This is a genomic window from Photorhabdus aballayi (assembly GCF_026153155.1).
Lineage (GTDB): Bacteria > Pseudomonadota > Gammaproteobacteria > Enterobacterales > Enterobacteriaceae > Photorhabdus > Photorhabdus luminescens.
Map to the genome: position 1 here is coordinate 18,683 of NZ_JAPFCD010000012.1, position 12,901 is coordinate 31,583.

9 protein-coding genes are annotated in these 12,901 nt (G+C 47.5%); all 9 read right to left on the minus strand.

From position 1 onward, the window contains the following. Positions 1–53: 53 nt before the first annotated feature. From tssH to OO184_RS08745, 9 genes are read right to left on the minus strand one after another with little or no spacing between them, the layout of a single operon-like run. Positions 54–2,636 carry a type VI secretion system ATPase TssH gene (gene tssH / locus OO184_RS08705; RefSeq protein ID WP_265378833.1) on the minus strand — a complete coding sequence of 861 codons (2,583 nt, stop codon included), beginning with the start codon at positions 2,634–2,636 and terminating at the stop codon, positions 54–56. Next, complete coding sequence (locus OO184_RS08710; protein WP_265378834.1) at positions 2,629–6,123, minus strand: type VI secretion protein IcmF/TssM N-terminal domain-containing protein; 3,495 nt, start codon at positions 6,121–6,123, stop codon at positions 2,629–2,631. The genes tssH and OO184_RS08710 overlap by 8 nt, the downstream gene beginning before the upstream one ends. Positions 6,124–6,138: 15 nt before the next feature. Continuing rightward, on the minus strand, positions 6,139–6,762 hold the full coding sequence (locus OO184_RS08715) for a DotU family type IV/VI secretion system protein (RefSeq protein WP_265378835.1): 624 nt from the start codon (positions 6,760–6,762) through the stop codon (positions 6,139–6,141). Beyond that, positions 6,759–8,156 (minus strand): type VI secretion system baseplate subunit TssK, encoded by a 1,398-nt coding sequence (tssK, locus tag OO184_RS08720; protein WP_265378836.1) that lies wholly within the window; start codon positions 8,154–8,156, stop codon positions 6,759–6,761. The genes OO184_RS08715 and tssK overlap by 4 nt, the downstream gene beginning before the upstream one ends. A gap of 3 nt (positions 8,157–8,159) precedes the next feature. Next, a complete protein-coding gene (locus tag OO184_RS08725; RefSeq protein ID WP_265378837.1) occupies positions 8,160–8,837 on the minus strand; it encodes a type VI secretion lipoprotein TssJ in 678 nt (225 codons plus the stop codon). Positions 8,838–8,845: 8 nt separating this feature from the next. Next, positions 8,846–9,928 (minus strand): type VI secretion system protein TssA, encoded by a 1,083-nt coding sequence (tssA, locus tag OO184_RS08730; RefSeq protein ID WP_265378838.1) that lies wholly within the window; start codon positions 9,926–9,928, stop codon positions 8,846–8,848. Between the two features lie 13 nt (positions 9,929–9,941). After that, positions 9,942–10,241, minus strand: coding sequence for a PAAR domain-containing contractile injection system baseplate protein (locus OO184_RS08735; protein WP_176414618.1), 300 nt, complete (start codon positions 10,239–10,241; stop codon positions 9,942–9,944). Further along, positions 10,241–10,837, minus strand: a complete 597-nt coding sequence (locus OO184_RS08740) for a DUF6931 family protein (protein WP_265378839.1) — start codon at positions 10,835–10,837, stop codon at positions 10,241–10,243. The genes OO184_RS08735 and OO184_RS08740 overlap by 1 nt, the downstream gene beginning before the upstream one ends. Positions 10,838–10,871: 34 nt before the next feature. Then, positions 10,872–12,878, minus strand: coding sequence for a type VI secretion system Vgr family protein (locus OO184_RS08745; protein WP_265378840.1), 2,007 nt, complete (start codon positions 12,876–12,878; stop codon positions 10,872–10,874). Between the last annotated feature and the right edge of the window lie 23 nt (positions 12,879–12,901).

Sequence of the window (12,901 nt, forward strand, 5' to 3'; positions counted from 1 at the left end):
CTGATGTTACATTTATGTAAGATAATAATAGCAGAGATAAGCGTTTACTACCCTTAGTTGATAATATTAGAAAGTGACAGTTTCTTTTGGTCTGATCGTAATTGCATTTGACCGTCTATAACATTCATCCAGACATCCTGATTGACGGGCGCATTCCCTAGCAGCAATTGATCTGATAACAGCGGCAGGACAAATTGTGTCAACAGGTTATCAATTTCACGGGCGCCACTTTCCGCGATCTGGCACCTTTCAGCGATAAAATCCACCAGCGTGTCGTTGTAGTGCAACTCACATTGGGTTGATTGACGATAGCGTGCGACAACTTTATTCAGTTTATGACGCACAATGGCATGCAGAACTTCGCCATGTACCGGCAGATAAGGAATAACCTGCAAACGGCCTAAAAATGCCGGCGTAAAAATACGTTGCAGTTCTGGCCGGATAATCTCTTGAATATCTTCAAGAGTTGCCGGGCGATTTTCCCCCTGCTCTTTTACTCCGTGCATTGCTGCTCGCATTACCAAATCTGATGCCGCATTCGTGGTCAGGATGATTAGCGTATTGCGAAAGTTAATCTGTTGCCCTTCGGCATCTTCCATCATGCCTTTATCGAACACCTGAAAGAACAGTTCCAGTACATCGGGGTGCGCTTTCTCCACTTCATCAAGTAACACTACGCTGTAAGGTTGACGCCGAGCTGCTTCGGTCAATACACCACCTTGTCCATAGCCGACGTAGCCTGGAGGAGAACCTTTCAGGCCGGAAACCGAATGGGCTTCCTGATATTCCGACATGTTAATTGTGATCAGATGATGCTCACCGCCATACAACTCATGAGCCAATGCTAAGGCGGTCTCGGTTTTTCCTACACCGGAAGGTCCTGCGAGCATAAATACTCCGGTAGGTTTGACCGGATCGGCCAGTTGTGCTTTAGCAATCCGAATTTGACGCGCTATCTGGTTGAGCGCATGATCTTGCCCCATGACCCGTTGGCCGAGGCGGGTCTCTAACTGACGCAACACATCACGTTCATTTTCTACCATCCGGCCAAGGGGGATTCCTGTCCAACCGGCAACGATGTCTGCGACACAGGCGGCATCAACACAATCAAACACATAAGCATGCTGATGATGGCGCTGATGCAGTTCTGCACGTAACACAGGTAGCCGCTCGTCATGTTCTTCACAGGCAAGGATGTCATTCACCAACTGACGTTGAGCATGATATTCCGGCAAAATTTCTGCCAGTGATGCTTGCAATTCGGCCTGACGCTGCGCCAATTTCTGTAACTGGGCTTCATGACCGCCTTCACGTAATAAGGCTTCTTGTTCGGTAGCAATGTTTGTCAACATGGCACGCAGATCTTCAATCGGCGCTGGTTCATCCGTTTGTGAAACTGCAACGCGGGCACAGGCGCTATCTAGCAGGCTAACCGATTTATCCGGCAACTGACGTCCAGTGATATAGTGGTTGGCTAATGTAACCGCTTCCGTGACCGCCTCTGCAAGTACTTTGACGCCGTGATGTTTTTCCATTGCTGGTGTCATAGCACGCAACATAGCGATTGCCAGTTCTAGCGAAGGTTCTTCGACTTTGATCACTTGGAAACGGCGGGCTAACGCTGCATCTTTTTCAAAGTACTTCTTATATTCAGACCAGGTGGTTGCCGCAATTGTCCGTAATTCACCCCGAGCTAGCGCAGGTTTCAACAGATTGGCCGCATCATTTTGCCCGGCTTGGCCGCCTGCGCCAATCAGTGTATGCGCTTCATCAATAAATAGAATCACTGGTGTAGGATAACCCTTCACTTCATCCAATAATTTTTGCAAGCGGCTTTCAAACTCGCCTTTTACGCTGGCGCCTGCTTGTAACAGCCCCATATCCAGCGTAAATAATTCAGCCTGCGCCAAAACTTTCGGCACACGGCCCTCAACGATCCGCTGAGCAAGTCCCTCGATCAGCGCAGTTTTGCCGACACCCGCTTCACCAGTTAATAATGGATTGTTTTGGCGACGGCGTAATAGCACATCAATTAATTGACGAATTTCTCGTTCACGTCCTAAAACTGGGTCCAGTTTGTTATCACGTGCCGCCTGTGTCAGGTGATGTGTGTATTGTGCCAGTGCGGATTGAGCATTCTCCCCAACAGGCGTTTTAGTTTGTTGTGGTTCCGTATGTGTCTGTGTACGCAACCACTGTTCTATCCCATTTTTGTTACCCTGTAACGATTGCTGTAACTCCGAGGTAAGTGAATGATGCAATGACGGATTCACAATCAGCGCCACAATCAATGCCTGAGCGGTAATCTGTGATGCTCCCCAGTGAGTACTGGCGTACATCCAGGTCTGTTCCATCCATTCAGTCAGGCTGGTAGCCAATACCGGCGGGCGATGGTTACCACTGCGTAATAATGCTAAGGATCGTTGGCAAGCATTCAGCAACGTCATGGCATCAATACCACCGTGGTGACACACTTGTTGCATCGTCGGAAGCTGTTTTTCAAACAAAGCTAACAGCAAATGTTCAATTTCCACTTCATGGTGGGTGCGCTGTACTGCCAGATTAACCGCCGCATCAAGGCACTGACGCGCTTCTACCGTTAATTTACTGACGATCTGTTTAAGATAATTACTCACTTTTAGGTTTCCTTAATTCGTTCCAATCGGTGGTGATTTGTGATGGCAAAGTAGAGAGTGTTCCTTTTGCCACTGTTGGTTCACTTAGATTTAATAACTGGCTATCCAGTCGGCTGCGTTGTTCCAATAGCGCCGTTTGTTGTTGCTGATGTTGCTGCCACTGCTGATAGAGTGTTGCAACAGCTTTGCTTCCGCTGACTTGATAACGCACAGTGATGTTATTGATACCCAGTGCGCTTAATTCATCGCGCCGTTGTGGGAACGCTTGCGCTGCCAATGTCAGTTCGCCACGGGAAAACGCGTGCATAAATTGCAGCAAACCATCGGGGCCTACGTAGCTTTTGCTTAAGGTAAAGCGAGGAAAATAGACATCAATTTGTACCTTGTTGCATGCGCCTGGACTCCAATGCAGAGTCATGCTGTCATTGAAATTCATACTCTTAAGCTGCTGTACGCCGTCATCACAACTCAACGTCACTGAACTCCCCACTGGCAACACCTTTGCTCCACGGTTAGCGGTTGCTGGCTGACTGACAATCGTTACTTCCGCCGATGGCTTCTGTTCTTGTTCCGGTTCCTGTTGTGCCGTTGCCAGTTGCTGCTCGCTTTCCAGTAAGGAGAGTTTTTCTTGCAGGCGACGACGAATATCCGATGTTGCTGAAAGCAGGTCATTCGGCTGGATAAGGTTGTTGATATAGAAAATGAAATCATCGTTAAACGGAAAGAGCACATCTTCCATTGCCTGAGGCTTAATACCTTCCGGACGAATATCCAGCGCATACTCTGCGGTATCCCGTACAAATACATTACTGTATTCATACAAACGCGCGTTCAATTCCCGGCCATCAAACAGTTCTTGTCTGCTCAATTTTTCCATCGGCCAAATCACTTTGCTTTCCCACTGGGTTTGCAAGCGGCTGGCGGCACTTAAGAAGGCGTAACGTAGTACCAGATGTGCATCGCCCTGATAGAGTCGCCATAAAGTTTCATTTACTCCTGCGTCTTGCTTGCTTTCGGTCTCATGGCGCCACAAGGTGAAACGGTTAAACAATGCGCGTAAACCGTTATCATTCAACTCCCCTTTCTCATTACCTAGCGCATTTTTAACCAACACCTCGGTTTCCATATCACTAAGCAATTCGCGTTGGCTATTTAACTGCACTGCTTGCCGGTAGGCGCGATAGCGCGTCAGCACGGTGTCATCCAGTCGTACTGAGATCTGCGGTGAAATGCCAAGCCATGACATGATGCGCTGGCGTAAAGAGAGGTTCCCTAACGAGACTCGTTGCATCACACTACTTTTTTGCACATAACCATGCAGTTGCCATAAACGCTGCTGTGTCTGTAACCAAGGCTGCTGATCCGCCTTTTCTACCGTGGATAAATCATGTTCTAACTGGGTCAGAAAGGCGATATAGGGACTGCCATATTGACCTGCTGCTAATGCCAGCGCTTGCCAGTTTTTCTTGCCTCGTACTAATGTTTCTCCTTGAGGCATAGCATGAGCAAATGCTAACCACTCTGATTGGCGCTGATTTTGATACTGTTGATAGAATGAGCGCTGTAAAGGAGCAAAAAATTCCGAGTTGTTAAGAGCTTGTGCTAGTTCCCTCAAGGTTGCCTGAATATCTTGCTCGCCGGTTTGGGTATAAACACCACGGATACGTGCGTTAATTGTGGCCGTATCATCGTTGGCGAGCGGCCAGAAATCAGCCAGTGTCAGCGAACGTGTTCCTGCCGGTTGTTCGTCGGCTAACAGCCATTGCCAGTTATGGCTATCTTCCAAGAGTGTCTGCAATACATTTCGCCACTGATCGAATTCTTGCTGTGCGTTGCCTTGGCGATATTGCGCCAGACGGAGTGCGACGCGTTGTTCTGCTGATAAAGGATCGTTTTCACCACTTAACAGTGAGGCTGAATAAGCCGGCATATGCTGTAACGTTTCCAGCGTTGCGCCATGCGCCATTGCCTGTTCAGTGTTAATAAAGCGTGACCAGTGTAAAGTTAACAATCGTTTTTGCGGTGCCCCAGCACTACGGAAACGTGCTGGCAAATGTGTCGCTACCGATTCCGGGTTGAATGTGTCAACAGGTGCTTGTTGTTGGTACTCTTGGGCCGTCCGTTGTTCCATCGTATGGCTGACTGGATAAAAAAGCAGAGGTGACAGGGTTTCCTGCAACCAATACTCAACTTGTCGATAACGTAAGTAACTCCGCTCAAGGGGATCTACTTCATGGATATTTTCAAGTTGCGTAACACCACGCCAGGTCGTCATCAATGCGTTGCCTGCGCCGCACACCAGCATCAAAATCAATAGGCTAACCAATACGCGCTTGGTCAATGTCCGCCAGCCGGTCAGCAATACGCTATTGCCACGTTTAACTTGATCAGGCAGAGATTCCCCCAACAAACGGCGGCTGAAAACGCCAGCGGTTTGATGTTCAGCGGTAAAAAACATGCCACGTAGCAGGCCATGCTCCAAATAATGGTCTTGGTCAAACAGTGCATTCAAGTAGCAAGCCAGTGTTGGTTGCAGTTGAGCTACGGTTTCTGGTAATGCTAAGACTTCCGCATTGGGTTGCTGACGTTGCTGATTGAGCAGCTTAAGACGCATCATTTTCAACGTGTTAACAATGGTGCTCATACTCTTGTCCAGCACGTCGGTGACATTACCCACTGTATGATGCTCGATAAAATCGCCAAGCAATTCAGTACGTTGTTCTACTGACAGTTGGGCGCACCAATGGTCAAATCCCGGCAATGTTTCGCTGTGGGTGAGGATCAACCAGATGGGTAAGCGGCGTTCCAGACGTATCTGTAGTGGTTCCAACTGTGCACGTACCTGACGTGCGGCAATATAAAGCGCTCTATTGTCGCTGTTGAGCAACTGTTCCACTGACAGGCAAACGAGTACGCCAGCAGGTTTACGCACCTGCGCGATCCAGCGTATTAGACGCAACCAAGCTTGCCGGTACAGGGATTGACCTTCGGTATAGCGGCCGGAAACCACCATGTACATTGCCCGGCGGAAGAACCACCAGCGGCAAGTGAAGGTATTTTCTGTCAGTGATGGCAGATTTTTCCCCGTCATAGGCACCACATTGCAATGTGTTAACAGCTTCTGTTTACCATTGCCCCGTTCCCCTACCACCAGAAACCACGGTGGAACGGGATCGTTACGGTGTAACAGTGAACGGAATCGACGCCAACTTTGTAAATATCCTCCCTGCCGCCAGTGCTGATAGAGTAAATATTCCAGACGGTTATTTCCTTTCCGCCAGAATTTATTTATCCAGCTCAGTTTATGCATTATTTGTGGCATGAATGTAATTGCCGCACGCAGCAATAATAACAGCAGGAGTAGGCAAAGAAATAATAACAAGCCACCTATTGTCGGCCATGAGAATGTTACCGCAATAGTTAAACTGAGTAATAAAAGGATAACCATCACGCTAAGCCAGCCAATGGCATAAAGTAATTTTTTCATGTTTAATTTCCGAATTTATCGGCCAATACTTAATAAATAGACGGTAATGAAAATATAAATTAATATAATAGATGACATGAATAATATTAATTTTCTGCGCCATTTATTATTGTAACGCTTATTTTTCAATTTATTATCGTATCTATTCATTAATCGGTGATTTTCTAAAGAGAGATAACCACGCAACGTATCAGGAAGATTATCTAATTCTTGCTGGATAATATTGTGTAATTCCAAATTATCGCGTTTGCCATAACGACCATAAAATCCGGCAAGCAGACAAAAAACATAGACTAATCGAACCTGATAATTATCCGGTACTAACGCGGCAAGGCGATCAAAAAATGTATTCCCACCCAGTTCAGCATCGTAAAGCTCTGCTTGTAACGACGATTGACGCCAAACACTCAATTCTTTCTGACCTGCGCACAGAATAGCTTCGTCTGCCCAAACTACCACGGCGAAATTTGCTTCTTCGATATCTTGCGCCCCATAACCCTGCAAACGCGCCCTATTCTGTGCTTGTGTCAATTCAGCTAATACGGCTTGCCGCAGTGTTTCCGCTTGATTCACCTGCTGCTGGATCATGCGCAATACGCAAGTGAATACTGGAATATAACAATCCAACAACTGCATCATGATGCTCTCACTATAACGATTTCTGTTTGTAAATCGTCTGGCGCATCTGCCCAATGCACCGCTACACGTTTACTATCTTCTACCTGACGCCACAACGTACCGCGGTTTTCTACCCGGAAATAGCGAGTATTTGTCCGGTTGGGCAAACCATGCGGCGCAATTTCCTGGTAGTACAAACGCACACCGGGCAAAGCACGGTTAATAATGCTGTCGATCTGTTCCGCCGCTGCCAGTTTAATCAGGCGATCATCAGGAATTTCCCGCTCACGATGGGTAAAGCTGTCAGAACGCAGCACCAAATAGAGCCGTTGTTGTTCATTGACGCCCGTTCCATTGAAAGCTGCATGATAATAACCGTGGCTTTCTTGTTGCAGAGGGATCACGGTGTTCGGTTCCAGCACTAGCGCATTAAGTAAATCAGCAATGGTCCGTTCACAACTATCAAGGGTTAGCGCCAAATCCAGATGCTGGTATTTCTCCAGTACTTCTTCTTGCCCGTTCCACTGGCCTAAGAAAGAACAACGGTCGGTAAAACAGGAAAGCTCGCTGATCAGTTGGCGTAATAACCCAAAAATCTGTAACGGGTGAATATCTCTCGCCTCTTGAAAATGGTGCAACTGTACGACATAACGCGCCAGAGTCCGTAGTGTCAGCAATAATGTGCTTTTTTCCTGAGTATAAATTTCCCCTTCCAGCGTTTGCGGGCGTTTCAACTCTTCCAATTGATGGACACGCCCGGTTAACTCCTGACACAGTTGATCAATGCGCTGGCCCAGTTGTGGCACAGCATAGAGCGTTAAACATGGCGGTAGATAGCGGTTATCCAGTGCAATACCGTCACTGGTGCAGTGCAGTTGGCCAACCGGTAATAATGTATAACCCGTTGCTTGAGCAATTTCATCATGCAAGAAAAAGCGTAAGTTATAGGTCAGTTGTTGCACTTCCGCTTCCGGCCCCTCGCCAAAAGCATCTCGCATACGTTGTTCTTGCGGCCATGTTACCCAACGGCTGGTGATGTTACCGACACTGTTGGCATCCGTGATACCGGTGACGTTACTCTGATTGTGGCTGAGCATACGCAAACCGACATAAATACGCTGCGGTTTGTCGCGTATCGGCCAGCAATCCCGCAATGATCGGGCACTGAGTACGCCATTGACATCACAATCCACGTAACAACCATCGGGAAAAATGAACGCGGCGTGATGGACGCTCAGCACTTCGTCACTGAGGGCGGCCAGATTGAATGCAAGTTTCACCACGCCAAAAGCATAAGGCTGTGTCAGTAACTGATAACGCCCTTGCCAATATTCATGCTGCAATTCATGGGCCTGAAAGTGTTGCGGCTGTAAATATAAGCCTGAATACCAATACATCGGTTTATGTTCAAACATAGGTTACTTCCTCAACAAACTCTCGTCACTGCCGGATTCTGCCGTTTGTCCGGGGAAAACTATTTGTCTTGGGAAAACCACCTCATCTCCCGTGTTACCTGCTGAGAAATCACTGCGGGTAATGGCGTAACGTCCTAGCGTCAGATTAATGCGCATAGGAATAAATTCAGCGTTCCAGGAGCTATTCCACCAACCGTGTTGTTCAAGGCGCAGCGGCAGTGATAATACTCGCGTATGAGTACTATCTGGCGCCGGGTAGTAACCGGCAATTAATGCGATATAACGCGCCTGTTCCGCTCTATCGATGTGTAAAGATACGGATTGCCCCGGCATCATCACGTAATTATCCAACTGTAATATTTGCTCTGTTGTCCCAGTGCCGGCAAATAAATTGCGTAATAACACGGAATTAGCCAGTAATTTATCTAATTGTTCACGTTTCTCCGCTTGAACAATTAATATTGTGCAACTGTTCGACATATTATTAAAAACATTCAGTTGTGGAACCGCAGTTATTTTTAAACGAATGGCATTGCTGGCATAAACCGGTTTGGCTTGTTCAATTGCCTGCAAGCGTTTTTCATCGCTGGAAATAGAATGACTACAACCATTTATTAAAAGAATTACCGTCAATATTAAAAAACGGCGTTTAATGATATTATAAAAATTCATGTTATTCATTTTGCTCTCTATTTATCTTCTGGTCCTTTTATCACGCGCATAATTTCCTGTAGCGCGGAGGTGTTTTCTGACATCATTTCTTCCAGCCATTCGGCCATGCCCATATTTGCCCAACGTGCTGCACGTTCAATTAAATAGGGTACCGGACTGGTAGGTTCATTTTGACGAAAGTAATTGGCGATATTGATCATTTGTCCTATGGCGATAGTGCGCATTTCATGGTGCGCCCGATCTTCTGTTAAATAAGTTGTATTCATGCCGTTTGGCGCATCTCCCCCTGCCGCTATTGCTGCATTGCTATATTCCTGAATTAATTCCGGCGCCGCCATTTCACGAAATCGTTCGATTAAGGCCACCAGATCTTGCAATCGCTGGGTACTGGCGCTCATGCTGTTACCGGCATCTGGCAACAGGCTCGCCATGATGTGTTGCAGTTCTGCCAATGCTTTACTGACCTGTCCAGTTTGTACCAGCAGTTGGTTAAATCGTTCGGCTGGCGTAGTGCGAATACTGCCGTCACATTCAGCGATACCGAAATAACCGTCACTGATCAAGGCACTGCGTAATTCACTATTAACGGCAACGCGTTGTTCAAAATATTGCACTCGTTGCCAAATGTTTAGGCTCAATTTGCCATCATCGGTTAGTGTCAGATTGTCCAATTGTTTCGCCAATTGTTTATCTAACCAGCTCAACCGACCAAGACGGGCATCCGCGCTGTTTGTCTCTGTATCATCCAGCGGCGGATAAAGTACCGGCCAAAAAGTTTCCACTAGATGGGCAAGTAATGTGATACCGCCGCTAATCCCGGCCAAACCATACAGTTCCCCTTGTGCTTGGGTTAACCAACAGGCTATTTGCAAGTCTTTACTCTGTTTTTCCAGCACTTCCTGGCACAAGGTTGAAACCCGCAGCCAATCAGCCTGACGGGTTTCATACCCCCATGTGTCGTCTTGGAGAAAATTATCGTCGGTTTCGCGTGCTGCGTTTATCTGTTCAAAAATAGGTTCGTATTCGATATCGCACCCGGCTGGTTTGTCAACCGTAATGGGTTGTAAAAAACGCGGGATATCTGTCTGGGCTAAGTTCACGGTGACTTCCATTTCAAGCAATAATCACCAATGGGTAACCGGTAGTAATTGTGCCGCCATGTGCGCACAAATCGCCGAGTCTGGCCGCAGGCCGTCCGCCAATCAATACCGTTGGGCTGCCCATGACTATCGTATCCGGCGGACCGACGCACACCAGCATTGAACCCATTGTTGCCGCGGGTAATCCACCAATTAGCACTGTCGGCACACCTGGCGGCATAATCGGTCCGCCTACATGTGGCACCGGCGGTACCGCAGGCGATACCATTGGACAAATATGCATATCACCCACACGGGCTGCTGGCATTGGCATCATTGCTCTCCTGATAATGTGGCTTCATGGTACAGATAATTTTTGCGCCCCTGATCTTGTGACGGCGGCAATTGCCTTAGTTGACCGTGTGCCAGTTGAAAAAATTGCTCAGCGTATTGCATTTGTTGTTCCGGTTGTTCGCCGTAAAGGTGCAATATCAGGCATAACGTATCGGCTAATGTCGCCAGTGACTGCCACGGTTGTGGATAGACTGCTTCCAGATCCGCAGTGGTCATGCTGCCTTCACTCCAAAAAACGGAAAGCGCCAGACATGAAATTGGGTTATCGAACCCAACTGTTTGTGCCTGTTCGAACAGTTCATGACGCAAAGGATCACCGCCATCAACCCGCCAGCGCCGCACTTGTTGCAACAGTAATCGCTGTTCTTGCATCAAATCGCGTTCGTAAACGCAGGAGATAAATGTCAGTGCCAGCTCCAGAGCCTGAGTGTAAGGCAACATAAAAATGGTGTAGTACACCGCGTCTTGCCACAACATTTCCTTATTAAGCGCCGATAGATTCTGCTCATGTGCTGCGTGTTGTTGTAGTGCCAATTTCGCCTGTGGCGAAAGCTGGCAGTGTCGTAATTTAACCATGATTGCAAACTCTTATTATTCGTTGTTCCTGTTATTAACCAATCTTGGTCAAAATTCCTTTCACCATAGCAATGCCGGTCGCATCCACCTGCACAATGCCGCCTTTTAATTGTGCCATTGCACTGCCTTCTACTTTGACTGTGGTGCCGGTTAATTCCGCCATGCCGCTACTCTTCAACGCCAGTTTTCCTGTGCCTTCTACGGTGACGGACGGCGCTTTGATGGTGATCCCTGCTTGGGTAATCGATAATTTGCTGGCGCCGACTTTCAGTTCAATGCCCTGATTTGCTGTAATTGTGCATTGCTGACCCACATTGATGTTGGCGTTACCTCTGGATACCTCTAGCTCATAGCTGCCTGCGCTGACGGTAGTGGTGAAATTGCCGCGATCAAGAATTTGTTTTTTGTCGCCTTTTTTCAATTCGGTTACGGCGTTGCCTTCGGTCAAAATTAACGTGTCATTGCCCTTTTTAATTTGGGTGTCGCGTTTTTCCTGGATTTCCCATAACACGTTGTGATCGATCTGCGCCGAAAAATCATTTTTCACTTTCAGGCGCATATCTTTTTGTGAGTGAAGCAAAATAAATTCTTCGCCTTTTTTATCTTCGAAGCAAAACTGATGTCCTTGCTCCACTGTGCCTTTTGCACTACTGCGTGTCGCAATCCCACTTTGGGTTTTTTGTCTCGGTAGCGCGAATGGCGGCATTTTTACCCCGTTATAAACCGTTCCGGTCACCAGCGGGCTATCAGGGTCGCCATCAATAAAGCTCACCAATACTTCATTGCCCACACGTGGCACAAATTGCGCGCCAAACTTTGCGCCATTCCAGAACTGACTGACCCGTATCCAGCAGGAGCTGTCATCATTTTTTTTATGTTCTTTATCCCAATGAAACTGGATTTTGATGCGCCCCTGTTCATCAGTATGGATCTCTTCTGACGTAGGCCCCACCACCAGCGCAGACAATACGCCGGAAATGTAGGGTCGTGTAACAGAAGGACTTGGCCGGAATGCTTTATTCGCCGGGAATAAGGTCACTTGAGACGAAAACAGTAATTCGCCTTCTTCCAGGTTGCTCTCCGCTTTTAATCGCTGGCGGCCCACGGCATAACGGCCATCGGCGCTGGCGTGCCCTTTCAGGGTGAACTGATGTCCTATTTGTAAACCGGGATAACTGTTAACAGCACGTGCGTAATAGGATTGTGATTCCCATTGTTCCATGCACAGCGTTGCCTGTGCTTCCAGTTGATTACGCTCCTCCTGACGTCGGTCATCATAGATAGAAAGCTTGGGATTGGTAGAATAGCCGCTGTTCGCTTTGGCGCTGGCGCTGATTGCCGCTGCGCTTTTAACGTTATAACCATTCATTTCCGCCGTACCTGGAATCATTGTGCGATGAATATGCCAGGCGCGTAGCCCATAGCCCTGCTGATCACCGATCTTCGATTGGTATGGCAATACCGCTAAAGGCGCGTTAACAAACGTTGAAGGGTGATCCGCCAATACCAGTACATGACGCCCTTCTTCATGGCGAAAGAAGTAGAAAATCCCCGCTTGTTCCAGTTGACGCGTTACAAAGTCAAAATCTGATTCCTTGTATTGCATACAATATTCAAGCTTCGGATAGCGGCTTTTTAGCGCCAGTTCAACGTCGTTAAACCCACGTTTGCGGAAGATATCACATACCATATCCGGCACATTGATGCGCTGATAGACGCGCAGATTGTGGGTTAATGTCAGCATTTTCAACCAAGGTTCAATTCGTGCCTGATAACAAAACTGGCCGTCGCTAAAACCTTGTTGCTGTAATTCAGTCAATAAGCCATGCACGATACGGTGATTCGGTGCTTCACCAAGGCGAAATGCCAAAGGCTTACCAATATGAGACTCCAGCTTATCCCAGTCAGCGTTGGAATAGAGCTGAACGGAAAATGAATAAGGCCGCGATAGGTGCTCTTCACCTTCTATTTTGCTCAGTGCCACAATATCTGACAGGCTACCGATAACCTGTAAAAAACGATTCTTTTGCCCTAACAGCATCTTTTTAATTACCTGAATTTTTT

Coding starts and splice junctions, on each gene's coding strand:
- OO184_RS08725 (WP_265378837.1), bottom strand. CDS start 8,837: ATGAATAACATGAATTTTTATAATATCATTAAACGCCGTTTTTTAATA.
- OO184_RS08715 (WP_265378835.1), bottom strand. CDS start 6,762: ATGATGCAGTTGTTGGATTGTTATATTCCAGTATTCACTTGCGTATTG.
- OO184_RS08740 (WP_265378839.1), bottom strand. CDS start 10,837: ATGGTTAAATTACGACACTGCCAGCTTTCGCCACAGGCGAAATTGGCA.
- OO184_RS08745 (WP_265378840.1), bottom strand. CDS start 12,878: ATGCTGTTAGGGCAAAAGAATCGTTTTTTACAGGTTATCGGTAGCCTG.
- OO184_RS08710 (WP_265378834.1), bottom strand. CDS start 6,123: ATGAAAAAATTACTTTATGCCATTGGCTGGCTTAGCGTGATGGTTATC.
- tssK (WP_265378836.1), bottom strand. CDS start 8,156: ATGTTTGAACATAAACCGATGTATTGGTATTCAGGCTTATATTTACAG.
- OO184_RS08735 (WP_176414618.1), bottom strand. CDS start 10,241: ATGCCAATGCCAGCAGCCCGTGTGGGTGATATGCATATTTGTCCAATG.